Source organism: Asticcacaulis solisilvae, assembly GCF_017875235.1.
GTDB lineage: Bacteria > Pseudomonadota > Alphaproteobacteria > Caulobacterales > Caulobacteraceae > Asticcacaulis > Asticcacaulis solisilvae_A.
Map to the genome: position 1 here is coordinate 183,331 of NZ_JAGGMI010000003.1, position 17,735 is coordinate 201,065.

Here is a 17,735-nt window from a genome sequence, read left to right on the forward strand (position 1 = left end):
CGCGAATGACCACCGCGCATCTACCGTTCGTGAATCCCGCCAACCGTTCATGCAACCCATCGCGACAAATGCCCGGACCTGCTTTTGGGTGACGTCACGCGCCGCCCGTTTGAAAGCCTGTCCATGCCTAACCTGCAATCTATATGCCTGTTCCTGCTCTGCCTGTCATCAGCTCCGGCCATCGCCGCCACACCGGCCGAAGACGCCCAGGCAGCGCTTGAGCGGATCGCGTCCGACTACCCCGGCCTGAGCGCCACCGTCTTCGTGAAGGGCAAGGTGGCATGGGCCGGGACCACTGGTTTCGCCGACATCGCCAAGCAAGCGCCGGTCACGACCGATACGCGCTTCAACATCTATTCGACCAGCAAGGCGGTCACCGGCCTGGCCTTTGCCCGCCTTGTTGCCCAGGGCCGCGTGAGTCTGGACGCCCGCGCCGGCGATATCGCACCCGACCTGCCCGCGCCACTCCACGACATCCGGATCAAGCACATTCTGTCGCACACCAGCGGCATCCGCCACTACACATCGCAAAAGGATTGGCTCGCCTTCGCGCAGAAGCGCTGCGCGACGCCGGCCGATGCCCTGCCCTATTTTCAGAACAGCGCCCTCGTCAATGCGCCCGGCGCGGCCGAGCACTATTCAAGCTTTGCCTTTGTACTGGCGAGCCATCTGCTGACGCGGGTAACCCGGCAGGACTTCACGACGGCGATCAACACGACGCTGGGCGCGCGGTTCGAGCTCGACAGCGCCAAGGCCGCAAAATCGGCCACCTACATCAAGGCTAGCCAGTTGCCCGGCAATGCCAGCGCTGAAGGCATCGTGCCCCTGCCCATAGCCAGCGCCGAGTGCAAGTTCGGCGGCGGCGGCTTGATCGCCACGTCGCGGCAACTGGCCGAGGTGGGCGCGAGGCTGACCGAAGGAAAGATCATCCCAAAGTCCAGGCTGACCGAAGCGCTCACGCCGCGGTCCGAGGTATCGGGCGTTGTCTATGGCGGCGGGGTGCGCAAGATCGACCACAAGGGAAAATCCGTCACCTCATATGCTTTGAGCGGCGGCGCTCCAGGCGGCCGCAGCTATCTGCTGGTGTTAATCGAGCCGCGGATTTCGGTCGCCGTCACCGGCAATATCGACGGCCCCAATCTCGAAGCGGCCGCCCGCGAAATCGCTTCCGCCTTCTAACCCAGCCAAGGCCCGCCCGGCGGTCCCCAGTTCCATTGCGGCATGGGAGCCTCCGGATCGGAGGTCGCGCCCGGCTGGGAGTTCAGCTTCGCCAGCCGGGTCCCCCATTCGATATAGCCGACAAACGCCGCGCGGAATTCCGGATCGTCCGGCAGCCCGGCTTCGTCAGCCGTATCGAGCATCAGCGCAACCCAGGCGCGGCGCTGCTCTTCGGTGAGACTGCGGTTGAAATGATGCGCGACCATGCCGGCGTGCGATCCGCCGATCCCGCTATAGGCCTTGGGCCCGCCGAAGACCTCGGTGAGGAAGGCCGCAACGTGTTTCGAATGCGTGGGCGACATACCGGCGAAGACCGGCGCCAGAATCGGATTTTGCGGGACCTTGGCGTAGAACAGCTCGGTCAGCTTTTCGAAAGCGGGCTGGCCACCGGCCCATTCCGAAAGGCTTGGAATATCGTTAGTCATGCTGGTTTCCTTGCTTTCCCGGCCTATACTGCCAATTTTATGGTCAGGCTTATATAGGGTCGATGCATGAATCCACACTATGCGCTCTTTGAAACGACGGCAGGTTTTTGCGGGCTGGCCTGGACGAATGATGGCGTCGTGCGTTTTCAACTGCCCGGTCAAAGCCGCGACGAGACCGAACGCCTTCTGAAACGCCGCGAGCCGGACATGCAACCCGGCACGCAGACGCCTGAGATTGCCTCAACCATCGAGGCCGTGAAGCGCTACTTCGAGGGCGAAACGGTCGATTTCGGGCACGTACCGGTCGACCTCAGCGGCCAGGATGATTTCTTCAAGGCGATCTATGGCGCATTACGTCAGGTCGGCTGGGGCCAGACAACGACCTATGGCGCATTGGCCAAGCAGCTTGGCGCCGGGTCCGAAGCCGCCCGCGATGTCGGCGTCGCCATGGGGCGCAATCCGGTGGCACTGATCATCCCGTGCCATCGCTGCCTCGCCGCCGGCGGCAAGCTCGGCGGATTTTCCGCGCCTGGCGGTTCAGACACCAAGCTGAAGATGCTGGAACTGGAAGGCGTCAATCTGCGTTTTGAACCCAAGCAATTCAATTTGTTTTAGGTGGGGTAGCATGACCGATGACGAAGAAATGGTACTCTATGTGGAATTTCTCCAAGATGTAGATAAACGCCTAGTAATCCCCCCTAAAGATAACGCGCCATGCGTCAAATTTGACCAAAAAGATAAGTGGCGGGAACGTCGAATATGGCAAGGCTATTTTTGGGCCAGCGAGATATTATTAAAGGCAGCCATAAAAGGGCGCGAACGGGACAGTTTAATTTTTCCAGCCTTATTCAACTTCCGTCACGCGGTTGAAGTTGCTTTAAAGTGGCATATTGAAGATACTGGCGGCGTCGTTCCCAAAGGTGCTGGGCACAAGCTTAGCGTCCTTGTAGATGCGTTCAGAAAAACTGCCGAAGGCATACCAGATGACGTGACTTACATTTCAGAGTATGTAATAGATTGTATCTCGGAATTAGACAAAATAGATCCTCATTCCCTCACCTTTAGATATGCAGCAAAATTAGACAGATCGGGTATAGATATTTATCCTGCTCGCTGGGACCTTACGCGTCTACTATTCACTGTCGACGTATTATCCGAATGGTTTTACTACCTTTCCGATCAAGTTAATAATAGTCGTGATTTGGCACATGCTTAATTAGAAACGTCCGTAAATTAAGAGCCTATTCCGGACGTGAAATTATCGAGTAGCGGGAAGCGAGCGCCGCAAGCTAAAGGCACCAATCAGCCGAAGACCGCGATTTCACTTAGCCGCCGGGGTGCAGACCCGGCGCTTCCTGCCCTGTCCTTGCCACGTACTCGGTGTAACCGCCGCCATACTGATGCACACCCTCCGGCGTCAGTTCCAGCACGCGGTTGGACAGCGCCGCCAGGAAGTGGCGGTCGTGCGATACGAACAGCATCGTGCCTTCGAAGTCTGCCAAAGCCGCGACCAGCATCTCCTTGGTCACCATGTCCAGGTGGTTGGTCGGTTCGTCGAGCACCAAGAGGTTGGGCGGATCGAACAGCATCTTGGCCATGACCAGACGCGCCTTTTCGCCACCCGACAGCACGCGGCATGGCTTTTCGACATCGTCGCCAGAGAAGCCGAAGCAGCCGGCCAGCGTTCGCAATGCGCCCTGCCCCGCCTGCGGGAACGAACCATCGAGTGACTCGAAAATCGTTTCTTCGCCGTCGAGCAGGTCCATCGAGTGCTGGGCAAAATAGCCCATCTTGACGCTGGCGCCGACCGTCACTGTCCCCTTGTCCGGTTGTGTTGCTCCGGCGACCAGCTTCAGCAGGGTCGACTTGCCGGCCCCGTTGGCGCCGAGGACGCACCAGCGCTCCTTGCGCCGGACCAGAAAATCGAGGTCGGCATAGATCGAGTGGCTGCCATAGGCCTTGTGGACGCCCTTCAGGTTCAGCACGTCTTCGCCCGAGCGTGGCGGTGAGCGGAATTCGAACTCGACCGATTGACGGCGGCGCGGCGCCTCGACCTTTTCGATCTTGTCGAGCTTCTTCACGCGGCTCTGGACCTGAGCGGCGTGGCTGGCGCGCGCCTTGAAGCGTTCAATGAACTTGATTTCCTTGGCCAGCATGGCCTGCTGGCGTTCGTACTGGGCCTGGCGTTGCTTTTCGGTCAGGGCGCGTTGCTGGTCGTAAAAGTCGAGATCGCCCGAATAGGTGATCAGCGTGCCGGCGTCGATTTCCACCACCTTGCCGATGATGCGGTTGAGGAAGGCGCGGTCGTGCGAGGTCATCAGCAGCGCGCCGTCATAGTCCTTCAGGAAGCCTTCCAGCCAGATCAGGCTCTCTAAGTCCAGGTGGTTCGAGGGTTCATCGAGCAGCATGCCGTCCGGGCGCATCAGCAGGATACGCGCCAGGGCCACGCGCATCTTCCAGCCGCCGGACAGAAGGCCGACATCGCCTTCCATGCGCTCCTGGCTGAAGCTTAAGCCCGCCAGAACCTCACGCGCCCGGGCATCGAGCGCATAGCCGTCGAGTTCCTCAAACCGCGCCTGGACATCGCCGTAACGCTCGATGATCGCATCCAGTTCGTCGGCCTGGTCCGGATCGACCATGGCGGCTTCAAGCTGCGCCATCTCGGTCGCCAGCGCACTGACCGGGCCGACGCCATCCATGACGGCGGCGACGGCGCTCTGGCCGGACATTTCGCCGACTTCCTGGCTAAAATAACCGATCGTCATGCCGGCATCGATACCGACCTGACCGTCGTCGGGCTGTTCCTGGCCGGTGATCATGCGGAACAGGGTCGTCTTGCCAGCGCCATTGGGCCCGACCAGACCGACCTTCTCGCCCTTCTGGATGGTCATCGACGCGTCGATGAACAGGATCTGGTGGCCGTTCTGCTTGCTGATATTGTCAAGGCGGATCATGGGTCTTACTCAAAAAGGTGACGCCATCCTTGGGGACGGCGTCGAACTGAATTTAAAAAATGGCAGGCGGGGCTGAAATCGTGAGATTTGAGTCGAGTGGCAGGAAGCGAGCGCCGCAGGTACTAGAGGTACCTGCAAGCGAAGCTGACGCACCAATCGGCCAAAGACCGCGATTTCACTCCCATTCGATGGTGCCGGGGGGCTTAGACGTCACATCGTAAACGACGCGGTTAACGCCGCGGACCTCATTCACGATGCGCGTAGCGCAGCGGCCCAGCACCGGCCACGGGAACTCGTAGAAGTCCGCTGTCATGCCGTCGCTCGACGTCACCGCGCGCAGCGCCAGGACATCCTCATAGGTGCGGGCATCGCCCATGACGCCGACCGTCTTGACCGGCAGCAGGACGGCAAAGGCCTGCCAGATCTGGTCGTAAAGGCCCGCCTTGCGGATCTCTTCAAGGTAGATGGCGTCGGCGTCCTGGAGCGTCTTGACCTTTTCCGGCGTGACTTCGCCGGGGATGCGGATGGCCAGGCCCGGTCCGGGGAACGGGTGACGGCCGACAAAGGCGGCATCAAGACCCAGTTCGCGGCCGAGTGCGCGGACCTCGTCCTTGAACAGTTCGCGCAGGGGCTCGACCAGCTTCAGCTTCATGTAGTCCGGCAGGCCGCCGACATTATGGTGCGACTTGATGACCGCCGACGGGCCGCCCGACGGCGACACGCTTTCGACGACGTCGGGGTAAAGCGTGCCTTGGGCCAGGAATTCGGCGCCGTCAATCTTGGCGGCTTCGGCGTCGAAGACATCGATGAACAGCTTTCCGATGGTCTTGCGCTTGGTTTCCGGGTCGGAAATGCCCCTCAGCTCACCGAGGAAAATCTCTTGTGCCTGAACATGTACCAGCGGAATATTATAGTGATCTCTGAACAATGAGACGACTTGTTCACCCTCGTTCTTGCGCAGCAGGCCGGTGTCGACAAAGACGCAGGTCAGCTGTTCGCCGATGGCTTCGTGGATCAGCACGGCGGCGACCGAGGAATCGACGCCGCCTGACAGGCCGCAGATCACCTTGCCCGTTCCGACCTGCGCCTTGATCTTGGCAACCATTTCCTGGCGGAAAGAGGCCATCGACCAGTCGCCGGTAAAGCCGGCGATTTCGAACAGGAAGTTGCGGATCATATCGGTGCCGCGCACTGTGTGCACGACTTCCGGATGGAACTGGACGGCATAGAACTTGCGCGCTTCGTCGGCGATGGCGGCATAGGGCGCGCCTTCGGAGACGGCGATGACCTCGAAGCCTTCGGGGATGGCGGTGACGCGGTCGCCGTGGCTCATCCAGACGGTCTCGTTGCGGTCCAGGCCCTTGAAGATCGGGCTGTCCTTGACGACCTCAATTTCGGCGCGACCGAACTCGCGGTGATGCCCGCCCTCGACCTTGCCGCCGAGAAGATCGCACATTAACTGTTCGCCGTAACATATACCAAATACTGGCAAGTTCATCTCGAACAGCCGGGCGTCAATACGCGGCCCCGCTTCGATCACGCTATGCGGCGAACCCGACAGAATGACTGCCTTGGGACGCAGGCTGTCGATCGCGTCACCCGCCTTGGTGAAGGGATGGATCTCGCAATAGACACCGCATTCGCGCACCCGGCGCGCGATCAGCTGCGTCACCTGGGAGCCGAAGTCGACGATCAGAAGGGTTTCGTGGGGCTTTACACTCACGTAATTTGCGTCCTCGTATAGGCGGCGATGAAGAAGCCGTCAGTTTGCGTCGTATGTGGGGTCAGGCGCAGCCTGTGCCCCGTTTTGGCGTGTTTCACAAGGCCCGCCGCGCCTTTTGTATCAATGAACATCCCTTTGGCCGCGTCGATCAGATCGTGCAGCGGCAGGGCGTCAAAACTGGGATTGGCCGCCTCAAAGGCATCGGCCGTCGCTGCGTTCTCGTCGTCCAGCACCGAGCAGGTAACATAGACCAATCGCCCGCCGGGCTTTACGCACAATGCGGCGCGGTTGAGGATATGGGTTTGCAGGCTGTGCAGGCGCTCGACCTCACCCTCATTAAGGCGATGGGCCTCTTCGGGATGACGGCGCCAGGTGCCGGAGCCTGAACACGGCGCATCGACCAGCACAAGGTCGGCGCCTTTCAGGATTTCAAGCTGCGCCTCGTCTTCCGGATCGAAGAAGTGGATGAGGTGTGCGGTAGCGCCGGCGCGCTGCAGGCGTGGCTCGATGGCCTTCAGGCGCTTTTCGACGACATCGCAGGCGTAGATTTCCCCGATGCCCGCCATCATTTGCGCCAGCGCCAGCGTCTTGCCGCCACCGCCGGCGCAGAAATCGACGACCTTGGGCGCGCCGGGCAATAACCCCGCTCCGGCGATAAAGGCCGCCAGCTGCGAGCCCTCGTCCTGGATTTCAATGCGGCCGGACTGATAGATGTCAAGCTTGGCCAGGTTGGGCGGCGGCTCTGCGGGAAGCCTGATTCCAAATAAAGAAAACGGAGACTCTTCAGGCCTTAAGCCTTCAGTCTTCAGCGCCTGGATCATGTCGTCGCGCGTCGCCTTGGCGCCATTGACGCGCAGGTCGATCGGCGCGCGTGGCGTCATAAGCTCGGTCGCTTCGGCTGCCCAGTCGTCGCCGAACTGCTGCTGGAAGCGCGTAACGACGAATTCCGGCAGGCCAGTCGTCACCCACTGCGGCGCCACGCCCTCGCCGGCCGAAAGACGTTCGCGCTCGGCGTCGCTCAGCGGCTGCGGGCCGTAGCCTGCGCCGGAAAACAGCGCTTCGATCTCGGGCAAGGCCAGGCCGTCGACCAAGGCCAGCGAGGCCAGAACCATGGCGCGTCCTGCCCCCGGCTTTTTTTCGTCAGCCTGCATGGCCCACAACAGCCGCGCCTTGGCGCGCAGGCAGCCGTAGACGCGGTCGGCGATGGCGCGGCGGTCCTTGGATCCGGCAAAGCGGTGGCCCTGCCCCCAGGTCTTGAGCACGGTTTCCGCCGCCGCGCGCGTCCCGGCCATCTGGTCGAGAATATCGGCGGCGGCTTGCAGTCGGGCGGCTGGGGTCATATCAGGTCAGAAGCGTATAAAGGCACATGAGGATACCGGCGAGCGACACGGCCCAGACGGCGGAACGGACGTATTTGATGCCGAAGGCGTAGCACGGCACATACAGGATACGAGCGCCGAGATAGAGCCAGGCGCCGTTGACGGAATGCGCGGACGACTTGTCCGCGAACGCCAGAGCAATGACGATCACAGCAAAGAAAACAAATGTTTCCATGAAATTGCTGAAGGCGCGCCTTAAACGCTCCGCCGTCGGGTTGACCTCGAACGGCGTGTCACGCGTGCCGGCGTTCCAGTTGAAGTAACGCCGTCCGCCCGTAGCGCCATCGACGACCGGCGGCAGCAGGACCATGACCAGGCCCAGCACCGCCGCGTATACCAGAACCGTCAGCTCCTGCGTCATCGCTACTGCCTGTAGTTCGGCGCCTCGCGCGTGATCATCACGTCGTGGACGTGGCTTTCGCGCAGGCCCGCATTGGTGATGCGCACAAAGCGCGCGCGCTGCTGGAATTCGGCGATACCGGGGGCGCCGACATAGCCCATGGCGGCGCGCAAACCGCCGACCAGTTGATGGATCACCGGGCCGATCGGTCCCTTGAACGGCACCTGCCCTTCGATGCCCTCGGGCACCAGCTTCATCGAATCGCGAACTTCCTTCTGGAAATAGCGGTCCGCCGAACCTGAGGTCATGGCGCCGACGCTGCCCATGCCGCGATAGGACTTGTACGACCGGCCCTGGTACAGGATGACCTCTCCCGGCGCCTCTTCGGTGCCGGCGAACATCGACCCCAGCATGGCGCTCGACGCGCCCGCCGCGATCGCTTTCGCGAGGTCGCCCGACAGCTTGATGCCGCCGTCGGCGATGACCGGCACGCCGGTGTCACGCGCCGCGCGGGCGCTGTCGATGATGGCGGTGAGCTGCGGCACGCCGACACCGGCGACCATGCGCGTGGTGCAGATCGAGCCCGGCCCGATCCCGACCTTGACGGCGTCGGCACCGGCGTCGATCAGCGAACGCGTGGCGTCGTAGGTCGCGACATTGCCGGCGACGATCTGGACGTGGTTGTATTCGCGCTTGATGCGGCGGACGGCTTCGCCGACCAGGCTGGAATGGCCGTGGGCAGTGTCGATGACGACGACGTCGGCGCCCGCCTCGATGAGGGCCTGAGACCGCTCATAGCCGGCGTCGCCGACAGTCGATGCGCCGCCAACCAGCAGGCGTCCGGCCGCGTCCTTGGCGGCGTTCGGATAGGCCTGCGACTTTTCCATGTCCTTGACGGTGATCAGGCCGACGGCATGATAACCTTCGTCGACGACGATGATGCGCTCGATGCGGTGCAGCGCCATCAGCTCACGCGCCTTGCTGTGATCGACGCCTTCGGTGACGGTGATCAGGCCTTCGCGGGTCATCAGTTCGGCGGCGGTCTTGGAGCCGTCGCTTTCAAAGCGGATGTCGCGGTTGGTCAGGATGCCGACCAGCTTCTTCGTTTCCGGCTCGACGACCGGGAAGCCCGAGATCGAGCGGCGCGCGATGATGTCGCGGATTTCGTTGAGCTTGGTGTCCGGATGGATGGTGATCGGGTTGATGACCATGCCCGATTCAAACCGCTTCACGGCGCGGATTTCGTCGGCCTGCTGATCAACGGTCAGGTTGCGATGGACGATGCCCATGCCGCCGGCCTGGGCCATGGCGACGGCCAGACGCGCTTCGGTCACCGTGTCCATGGCGGACGAGACCAACGGAATATTGAGATTGATGTCGCGGGTAAACTTCGTTTTCGTATCGACCTGGGTCGGAATGACATCCGACGGACCGGGCTCTAGCAAAACGTCGTCGAAGGTTAGGCCTTCGCGTATGTCCATAAGGAACTCTCCATTTTGCGGGCCGTGCATATGCCAATCCGCCCGGGAGGTAAAGACCTTCCGGGCAAATTATTGTTACAGATATGCCTGAGTTTGCGACGCGCTGTGAACATTCCCCTCGGACGTCGATTAGGCAGTATTGGAGGGTTCGAGCCCGTATTAGATAGCACCAATGTACGTTTATCGACAAACTACCGGCGAATTTGTCGAGGAACGCAAGGTGGGTCGATGTTGCTTACCCGGAGCTAGATTCGACCAACCCGATAACAGGACGTCAACGTAGTGCCCAAGGAGGCAAACCTGTTAGCGACGCTTCGGACCGGACTTCCCCACTAAATGCATCGACGGTAGCCCTTGCTTTTACCGTCGGAATATCTGAACCGTGTTCGTGGATTGCATACTCAAATACACACTGCCCTTCCGCAGAAATCGCTGAGGGATGCGCCATCAAGAACAATCCCACCGGGGATAGACCTACTCGCTGGAGTTCTTGGACCAACGCAGGCTCAGCAATCCTCTGCATAGCCATAATATGAAGGGGTTTGGGTTGCATTCGCCGATCGTATTAAAAAAATGCACCTATTGCATAGTTAGCAAATCGCAATTCTTACTCGACCACCTTGGCGCGCAGGTCCAGCGGTTCGTCGCGCGACAGCTTGTGCAGATTGGCCTGGCGCAGGTTCGCCGCCGCGTCATCATAGAGGAACGGCAAGAAGGCGTAACGCTTGCCGCGCGTCACGGGCGCCACGGCATGCAGCAGCGAGCAGGAGAACACCACCGCCGCGCCCGCCGGCGGCTTGTACTGGCGCTGACCATATTCGGGGAAGCTTAAAGTGCCGCCGTCGAAATCATCGTTGAGGTTGATCGACACGGCGAAGCGGCGGTGCGCCGTGCCCGCGGTCGTATTGTCGCGGTGGGCGCGGAAATGGCCGCCGTCCTCGGCCGTATAACAGCCGACGATGTAGCGCTCCATGCGCGTGACGACGAACTGATGCACCTTCTTGATTTCCGGCACGACCCGGCGGACGACGGCGGCTTGTGTGCGCGCGATCATGTCCTTTTCAACCAGGGTATAGTCGCTGCGGCTTTTGAAGCTGGGATCGCGCACACCGATGGTGATGCCGTCCTGCTCGCGCATGAAGCCGCTGAAATCGCCGCCATGGGTGTCGTAGAGGCCGATCAGGTCCTGGCACAGCTGCGGCTCGAAGACGTTCGGCAGGTACAGGACCGGCGCCTGAAGCTCGACACCGGCGAACAGACCCGGCGGTGGCAGCGCACGGACAAAATCGAAAACGTCGGTGAGTATCCGCCCGTCGCCGACCATCGGATAAAGCGCCATGACGCGCAAAGTCGGGTCGAGCACCAGCCAGAAACGGCGCAACTGCTGTTGCTGGGTCGCGCCCGGATCGCGCGGCAGGGCGCCGTAAAGCCGCGACACGCGCGCATCGTAATCACGGAAAAAGCGGATGCCGACAGTCTGGTCGACCATCCGGGCCTCGTCGGCCGGATCGACGCTGATGCCGAAGAAGCAGGCCGTCTTGTCGTCGAGCAGGTCCTGGTTGGCCAGTACGGCCTCATAGGCCGCCTTGCCCGCCGCGTCCGACGCCGTCTGGATGAACCCCATGACGATGTAGCGTCCGCCGACCGAATGGAAGGCATAGCTAGGGTTGACCGCCGTCGTCTGGTGAAACCACGGCGCCGCGTCACCAGGGCTAAGATTGACGTATTGCGCCGCGCTGAGCGGCTGGACCTGCGCTGTCATCTTTTCTGTTAAACCCCGGCTATGCGTGCACAGACTACCCCTTAAAGCCCGTCGCAACAATGTAGATTTCAGACGAATCCGCACGGCTCGACTTCGGCTTGAAGTGCTTCACGCTATCGAAGCGGACCTTCAGCGTGCGCAGCAGGACTTCGGTTTCGCCGCCTTGGAAAGCTTTAGCGACATAGGCGCCGCCGGTTTTGAGGTTGGACATGGCGAATTCCGACGCCAGCTCCAGCAATCCCATGATCTTCAGGTGGTCGGTTTGTTTGTGGCCGACCGTATTGTGCGCCAGGTCCGACAGGACGATATCGGGCTTGCCGTGCATCATCTCCATCAGGCGGACGCTGACCTCGGGGTCGGTGAAGTCGGCCTCGAGCAGTTCGGCGCCAGGAATGGGATCGACCGGCAGCAGGTCGACACCGGCGACAAACGCCGCGCCGCGTTTCAGCGCCACCTGCACCCAGCCGCCGGGTGCGCAGCCGAGGTCGACGACGCGCACGCCGCGCTTGATCAGATGAAAACGGTCGTCGATCTCCATCAGCTTGAAGGCGGCGCGCGACCGCCACCCTTCCGCCTTCGCCTGGGCGACATAGGGGTCGTTCAGTTGCCGCTCCAGCCACTTCTGCTGCGAGGTCGTGCGCTTGTAGGCCGTCTTCAGCGCCGTGTGGCCGATGCCGCGGCCGGAGCCTTTGCCGGCGGCCGGCGGCTTGACCATGCGGCGGCGTTCGGGTTCATCAGGGGTATCGTTCATGCGCCGTCTATAACGGGTTTTATCTGAAACCACATCGAATTTTACTTATGTCTCGGCATAAATCCCGGCAGGCGCACAATAACGGGGCAAGAGATTCAAGGAGCAGTCCATGCGTATATTCGCAACCGCCACCATCCTGTCCGCCCTTGTCCTGACGGCAGGGTGCTCACGCGATACCATGAGCGGCGGTGAAGACCGTGGGCCCGGCACGGCGTCGCAAGTCGCGCACATGTCAAAACTGGCCGAAACGCCCGCCACACCCGGCACCTGCGCGGCGGAAATCGGCGACGCCGAGGCGCTCAAGCTGATCCAGAAGTGCAAGGCGGTGTCCGGCAAGAGCCAGCCCGACTGCAACGACACCTCGACGTGCCAGGCCATCCGCCAGGAAATCGCGCTGGGCTGCAGCAGCAACAGCGCCCAAAGCGCCAGCGGCGGCCAGCATCCGGAATGCTCCGGCGTCACGGAACACTAAGGGGATGCGCGCGCTTATCCTGGCGACACTGGCGCTTTCGCTCACGGCCTGCTCTCCGGGACCGTCGTCCCCAGCCGCATCGTCCGCTGAAGCGCCATCGGTCATCCCGCCCTCTCATGATCCCGGCCTGAAGCCGGCGGTATCGGCCACTTCCGCCGCCATGGCCGAAGCCGCCTCGCCCAGCCCACCCCAATGCCGCGCCGAGATCGGCGAAACAGCGGCGCAAAGGCTGGCCGAACGCTGCCGCATGGTCAGCCCGGCGACCCACCCGCCTTGCAACGTCGCCAACAGCTGCCAGATGATCCAGGGCGAAATCGACCGGTCGTGCGCCCTGTGGGACAAGGACACATCGCAGCCCAAGCCGAAGGAATGCACGGCCTGAGTCTTTTATTGAAATGCCGTGCGCCCTGGCCTATGTGGGGCGCATATTTGCTAAGACCGAAGGAGCCATCATGGCCGAAGATCTCGAAAACACGCTCATCCTGACGCTCGACACCGGCCCTGTGACGATCAAGCTGCGTCCGGACCTGGCGCCCAACCACGTCGCTCGCATCAAGGAACTGGCGCGCGAAGGCTTCTATGACGGCATCGTCTTCCACCGCGTCATCCCGGGCTTCATGGCCCAGGGCGGTGATCCCCTCGGCCAGGGCTATGGCGGTTCGGGCAAGAAGCTGAAGGCGGAATTCTCCAACGCGCCGCACGTGCGCGGCGTCTGTTCGATGGCGCGTTCGCAGAACCCGGACTCGGCCGACAGCCAGTTCTTCATCTGCTTCGCCGATGCCCGCTTCCTCGACAACCAGTATACCGTCTGGGGCGAAGTCACAGAAGGCATGGACAATGTCGACGCCCTGCCCAAGGGTGAGCCGCCGCGCGAGCCGGGCAAGATCGTGTCGATGCGCGTCGCCGCCGACGCCGAGGCTTAATATCTCCCGAGCCTGATTTTCAGGTATGGACTTACAGATAAATGCGCCGGATTTCGCCAATCCGGCGCATTTTTGCGTTCCGTAACGCTCAGTGCTACAATACCCTCTTCGTGCAATAAAACCTTAAGCCGTTCCTGTTACACCTTAAGTTTAATAAACGTTCCGAATTAAAACGGACCCGCCAATGACCCGCTCGCGCATGACCTTATCGGTCGACGAAGCCAACAAGATTTTTACGCTGCGTTATATCGGCAGCATCGATGGCGACGAGGTCAACGAAAGCGTCCTGCACCAGCTGGCACAGATGACCGCGCCATGGGATTACGACACCATCGTCGACCAGCGTCGTCACGAAGGCACCATCCTGACAGCCGAGATCGAAGAGCTGGGCCAGCGTTGGGGCCAATTCGCGCAAGGCCGCGACGCCGGGCGTCTCATCGCCATCGTGACCGAGGACCCGCTTGTCCATGCCCGTTTAAGTCTCAGCCAGGCCGCCTTCCCGCAACGCATCCTCAAAGGGTTCGCGCGCATGGAAGAAGGCGTGGACTGGATCATGTCGCAACGCGCCGCCGCCAAATCCGACGACTCCGGCGTGCCGGTCGCGTAACAGCCCCATGGCGCGCTCACACCTCAACATCTCGATCTTCCCGGACGAGCGCCATATCCTGGTCCGCCCCAAGGGCGAATTGTCAGGTAGCGAGATCGGCGAAGGCAGTCTGGCGCGCATCATGGAAATGCCCGACGCCTTTACCTACGACCATCTGCTCGACCTGCGCCGTTTCGACGGCGCGGTCATGTCGAGCGAACTGGCGGAATTCGGCCAGACCTGGCGCGAGGCCGCCGCCGGCCGCGACGCTGGCGCGCGCACGGCGATCGTCAGCACCGACGCCCTGCTGCGTGCGCGCCTGTCGTTTTACCGTCAACAGTTTCCCGAACGTGAAATCGAGGTCTTCGACACGTTCGATGAGGCGCTGGACTGGTTGAAGACACGTCGCGCCTAAGCCGCACGTCCTCACCCGCTTGACGCGCCTTACGTTTCAGCGTTTGAGACGGCATGCTTATTTCCGATTTCGATTTCGACCTGCCCGAGGACCGCATCGCGCTCCGCCCCGCCGAACCGCGCGAAAGCGCCCGCCTGCTGCGCGTCGAGGGCGGACACTGGACGGACGCCCATGTCGCCGACATTCCCGATTTCCTGAAGGCCGGCGACCTGCTGGTCGTCAACGACACGCGCGTCCTGCCGGTGCAGCTTCATGGTACGCGCCGGCGGATCGATGGCGAAGCGCAAGTCGAAGCCACGTTGATCAAACCCCTTGGTGGGACTGGCTGGCAGGCCTTCCTGAAACCTGGACGGCGAGTCAGGCCGGGAGATCAATTGCAATTCAAAAGCAATGATAATGCCAGTTTCGAACTGCAAGCCGAAGTGCTTGCCAAGAGCGAAGACGGCATCTACACGCTTCAGTTCGCTTGCGAACCGCAAGACATGGTCGGTCACTTGCATTCCGTCGGCGCCATGCCCCTGCCGCCCTATATCCGCTCCAAGCGCAAAGAAGACGAGCAGGACAAGCGCGACTACCAGACGGTGTTTGCCCGTGAGGAAGGCTCGGTCGCAGCCCCCACGGCAGGGCTCCATTTCACGCCAAATCTATTAAAAATCCTTGAAGATAAAGGCGTTGGCATTGAGCGCATCACGCTGCATGTCGGCGCCGGCACCTTCCTGCCGGTCAAGGTCGAGGACACAAAGGATCACGTCATGCATGCCGAATTCGGCGTGGTGACACCTGAATCCGCCGCGCGCATCAACGCCGTCCGCGCCGCCGGCGGGCGGATCATATGCGTCGGCACGACCTCGCTACGCCTGCTGGAAAGTGCTTGCGATTTGCAAGGCGAAATTCACCCGTTTTCGGCCGAAACGTCGATCTTTATTACGCCGGGCGTGACCGTGCGCTCGGCCGACATACTGTTGACCAACTTCCACCTGCCGAAATCGACCCTGTTCATGCTGGTCTGCGCCTTTGCCGGTACCGAAACCATGAAGTCGGCCTATGACCACGCGGTCCGCGACGGCTATCGCTTCTTTTCGTACGGCGACGCCTGCCTGCTTACGAACGCGTCGCGCGGGTGAACACCGGCGTGATGCGCCGGATCGCCTCTTCGACCTCCGGTGTAGAAACGGCGAAGCTGAAACGGATAAAACGGTGGCCTTCGACCGGATCGAAGTCGATGCCGGGCGCCGTCGCCACGCCCGTTTCCTCCAGCAACGCCTTGCAGAAGTTGAGGCTGTCGTCAGTCAGGTGGCCGATGTCGGCATAGATGTAGAAGGCTCCATCTGGCGGAGCGATGTGGTTCAAACCCAATCCAGGTAAGGCATCGAGCAGCAAATGCCGGTTCCGGCGGTAGGTTGCGACGTGGCTTTCCAGTTCATCGCGGCTGTCGAGCGCGATCAGGCCGGCGTGCTGGCTCAAGGACGGCGCGGTCAGGAACAGGTTGCCGACATAGGCGCGTGCGGTGTCAAGCTGCGCTTCCGGCACCAGAAGCCAGCCTAGACGCCAGCCAACCATACTGAAATATTTGGAGAAACTGCTGACGACGATCGCGTCCGGAGCATATTCCAGCATTGAGCGCGCTGGGCGATCATAGGTCAGGCCGTGATAGATCTCATCGGAAATGACGCGGATATTGCGCGCACGGCAGACCTCGGCGATCGCTTTCAACTCCTCCGGCGCGATCAGTGTGCCGGTCGGATTGGCGGGGCTGGCGATAATCACGCCGTCGGGCGCCGGATCGAGCGCTTCCAGCGCCTTGGCCGTCAGTTGAAAGCCGACCTCGGCGCCGCACGGGATCTCGACGGCCTCCATGTGCAAGGCTTTGAGATTGTTGCGATAAGCGACATAGCCCGGCCGCGCCAGGGCCACCCGTGCCCCCGGTGCAAAGCTGGTCGTCAACGCTAGCACGAGGGCCGGCGACGCGCCGCAGGTCAGGATAAACCGTTCCGGCGCGACCGTGACGCCATAATTGTCGCGGTAAAGCTTCGCCAGCCGCGCTTTCAGCGCCGTGCTTTCCCAGTAGCCCATGCCGTCGCTGTCGAGAATTTTGTGAGCTTCGGCGATAGCGGCTTTCGGCGCGCCGGTCGAAGGTTGGCCGAACTCCATATGGATGATGGAGCGACCCTGCGCTTTCAGGGCATGGGCCAGGCGGCTGATTTCGATGGCGTAGAAGGGAGCAATCTGTGTGGTCATTCCGGCTTTATAGTCGATTGCAGAAGGCGTGTGTTTCTTTTTACGGCCGTCGCCAAACATGGAAAAAATTACGTTAAATCGCCATTTGTACTGGTAATGTTCCGCCTCACCCTTTAGAGGTATTCCAGGTCGGAGCGCCTTAAAGATGCGCCGACTGGGGTTCAAAGGGGCGAACATGTTTGCATTGAATGGCGCGAAATTGGGATTCTGCCTGGCTGGCATTGCGGCTGTGCTCTCCGGCTGCTCCAAGCCTCAGACTGCGGATGACGCGGATACGTCCGTCACGGCATCAGCCCTTGCCGCGCTCACAACGCCAAATCCGAATGATCCCGTCTCTATCGTGGGGTTGACGACGATTGCCGAGGCCAAGCTGGCTTTCAAACCGGCCGATGAGTTTTCAAAGGGTTATGACGACAGCTTCCTGGAAGGAAAGACCTTTACCTTCAGGCTGCCGGTAACCTCTGCCAATGATGCTGACAAAAGTTCAGCCAGCTACCTCTATGACGCTGACAAGGAGGATTTTCGCCTGTCGTTCTCGCCGGAAAATCCTATCCTCAATTATCCTTCCGGGAGCAGTCCCGAAGAGTTCGACTACATCCTTACCGCCTATGAGGCTACTTCCGGCGCCCCAATCGAGATGTCGAATGCCTTTGGCGCGACTGTGAAGGTGCATCCTCTAAAACGCTTGCATGTCGGAGTTGGCTCGATCGGTAAGGACTATATGGGGGCAATTCCTTACAGCAAGGATATCCACATGTACGATCTCGCTCTCAAAAACATCAAGCTTTCTCCAGATGAGGCGCGTGCCGCCACCCGTGAAATCTGGATGGAGGTCAGCGGCACGTTGAAGCGGTCATCGGAAGGCGAATTGCTGAAGTGTGTAGAGACCGAGAAGCCGGCGACGGTCAGCAATCCCTTTCAGGTAAGCTGGCAGATGTGCGTCTTCTCGGCAAAGATCGACAGCGTCTCGATCGTTTCGAAATCTGCTGGATTGCTAGCGCAGTGGCCGATCCGCAAAGATGACAAGACGCCGGGAAAATACAGCACTCTATGATTGCGCAGCCGGCT

At 61.1% G+C, this 17,735-nt stretch carries 19 protein-coding genes; 10 read left to right on the forward strand and 9 right to left on the reverse strand.

Annotation, left to right across the window (positions count from 1 at the left end):
* The first annotated feature begins 84 nt into the window (after positions 1-84).
* The gene (locus tag J2X24_RS07170; protein WP_209718778.1) at positions 85-1,179 is read left to right on the forward strand and encodes a serine hydrolase domain-containing protein; all 1,095 of its coding nucleotides are present in this window, start codon (positions 85-87) and stop codon (positions 1,177-1,179) included.
* Here the strand turns inward: J2X24_RS07170 and J2X24_RS07175 are convergent.
* Positions 1,176-1,643: a group II truncated hemoglobin gene (locus J2X24_RS07175; RefSeq protein WP_209718781.1), complete on the reverse strand. Its 468-nt coding sequence runs from the start codon at positions 1,641-1,643 to the stop codon at positions 1,176-1,178. The genes J2X24_RS07170 and J2X24_RS07175 overlap by 4 nt on opposite strands.
* Before the next feature lie 66 nt (positions 1,644-1,709).
* Between J2X24_RS07175 and J2X24_RS07180 the strand changes: the two genes are divergently transcribed.
* Positions 1,710-2,258: a methylated-DNA--[protein]-cysteine S-methyltransferase gene (locus J2X24_RS07180; RefSeq protein ID WP_209718784.1), complete on the forward strand. Its 549-nt coding sequence runs from the start codon at positions 1,710-1,712 to the stop codon at positions 2,256-2,258.
* A gap of 10 nt (positions 2,259-2,268) precedes the next feature.
* Positions 2,269-2,859, forward strand: coding sequence for a hypothetical protein (locus J2X24_RS07185; protein ID WP_209718787.1), 591 nt, complete (start codon positions 2,269-2,271; stop codon positions 2,857-2,859).
* 109 nt (positions 2,860-2,968) lie between these two features.
* Here J2X24_RS07185 and J2X24_RS07190 read toward each other — a convergent pair whose 3' ends face one another.
* The 7 genes from J2X24_RS07190 to J2X24_RS07220 all read right to left on the reverse strand — a co-directional run bounded on the left by J2X24_RS07190 (position 2,969) and on the right by J2X24_RS07220 (position 12,033).
* On the reverse strand, positions 2,969-4,597 hold the full coding sequence (locus tag J2X24_RS07190; protein ID WP_209718790.1) for an ABC-F family ATP-binding cassette domain-containing protein: 1,629 nt from the start codon (positions 4,595-4,597) through the stop codon (positions 2,969-2,971).
* 175 nt (positions 4,598-4,772) lie between these two features.
* Positions 4,773-6,320 (reverse strand): glutamine-hydrolyzing GMP synthase, encoded by a 1,548-nt coding sequence (guaA, locus tag J2X24_RS07195; RefSeq protein WP_209718795.1) that lies wholly within the window; start codon positions 6,318-6,320, stop codon positions 4,773-4,775.
* Positions 6,317-7,660, reverse strand: coding sequence for an RsmB/NOP family class I SAM-dependent RNA methyltransferase (locus J2X24_RS07200; protein WP_209718798.1), 1,344 nt, complete (start codon positions 7,658-7,660; stop codon positions 6,317-6,319). Before J2X24_RS07200 ends, guaA begins: the two co-directional genes overlap by 4 nt.
* Position 7,661: 1 nt before the next feature.
* Positions 7,662-8,060 (reverse strand): MAPEG family protein, encoded by a 399-nt coding sequence (locus J2X24_RS07205; RefSeq protein ID WP_209718801.1) that lies wholly within the window; start codon positions 8,058-8,060, stop codon positions 7,662-7,664.
* Between the two features lie 2 nt (positions 8,061-8,062).
* Positions 8,063-9,520: an IMP dehydrogenase gene (gene guaB, locus J2X24_RS07210; RefSeq protein ID WP_209718803.1), complete on the reverse strand. Its 1,458-nt coding sequence runs from the start codon at positions 9,518-9,520 to the stop codon at positions 8,063-8,065.
* A gap of 607 nt (positions 9,521-10,127) precedes the next feature.
* Positions 10,128-11,282 (reverse strand): 2OG-Fe(II) oxygenase family protein, encoded by a 1,155-nt coding sequence (locus J2X24_RS07215; RefSeq protein ID WP_209718807.1) that lies wholly within the window; start codon positions 11,280-11,282, stop codon positions 10,128-10,130.
* A 34-nt stretch (positions 11,283-11,316) separates the two neighbouring features.
* A complete protein-coding gene (locus J2X24_RS07220) occupies positions 11,317-12,033 on the reverse strand; it encodes an RlmE family RNA methyltransferase (RefSeq protein WP_209718810.1) in 717 nt (238 codons plus the stop codon).
* A 109-nt stretch (positions 12,034-12,142) separates the two neighbouring features.
* Between J2X24_RS07220 and J2X24_RS07225 the strand changes: the two genes are divergently transcribed.
* From J2X24_RS07225 to queA, 6 genes are all read left to right on the forward strand, one after another.
* Entirely contained in the window at positions 12,143-12,505 is a 363-nt protein-coding gene (locus J2X24_RS07225; RefSeq protein WP_209718813.1) for a hypothetical protein, read from the forward strand.
* 4 nt (positions 12,506-12,509) lie between these two features.
* Positions 12,510-12,887, forward strand: a complete 378-nt coding sequence (locus J2X24_RS07230) for a hypothetical protein (RefSeq protein WP_209718815.1) — start codon at positions 12,510-12,512, stop codon at positions 12,885-12,887.
* A 70-nt stretch (positions 12,888-12,957) separates the two neighbouring features.
* Positions 12,958-13,428: a peptidylprolyl isomerase gene (locus J2X24_RS07235; RefSeq protein ID WP_209718818.1), complete on the forward strand. Its 471-nt coding sequence runs from the start codon at positions 12,958-12,960 to the stop codon at positions 13,426-13,428.
* Positions 13,429-13,612: 184 nt separating this feature from the next.
* Complete coding sequence (locus tag J2X24_RS07240; protein ID WP_245344517.1) at positions 13,613-14,035, forward strand: hypothetical protein; 423 nt, start codon at positions 13,613-13,615, stop codon at positions 14,033-14,035.
* 7 nt (positions 14,036-14,042) lie between these two features.
* Positions 14,043-14,429: a hypothetical protein gene (locus J2X24_RS07245; protein WP_209718821.1), complete on the forward strand. Its 387-nt coding sequence runs from the start codon at positions 14,043-14,045 to the stop codon at positions 14,427-14,429.
* 53 nt (positions 14,430-14,482) lie between these two features.
* Positions 14,483-15,553 carry a tRNA preQ1(34) S-adenosylmethionine ribosyltransferase-isomerase QueA gene (gene queA, locus J2X24_RS07250; RefSeq protein ID WP_209718824.1) on the forward strand — a complete coding sequence of 357 codons (1,071 nt, stop codon included), beginning with the start codon at positions 14,483-14,485 and terminating at the stop codon, positions 15,551-15,553.
* Here the strand turns inward: queA and J2X24_RS07255 are convergent.
* Complete coding sequence (locus tag J2X24_RS07255) at positions 15,531-16,667, reverse strand: pyridoxal phosphate-dependent aminotransferase (RefSeq protein ID WP_209718828.1); 1,137 nt, start codon at positions 16,665-16,667, stop codon at positions 15,531-15,533. The two genes, queA and J2X24_RS07255, sit on opposite strands and share 23 nt — an antisense overlap.
* Positions 16,668-16,842: 175 nt before the next feature.
* Between J2X24_RS07255 and J2X24_RS07260 the strand changes: the two genes are divergently transcribed.
* On the forward strand, positions 16,843-17,721 hold the full coding sequence (locus J2X24_RS07260; protein WP_209718831.1) for a hypothetical protein: 879 nt from the start codon (positions 16,843-16,845) through the stop codon (positions 17,719-17,721).
* Positions 17,722-17,735: the final 14 nt, after the last annotated feature.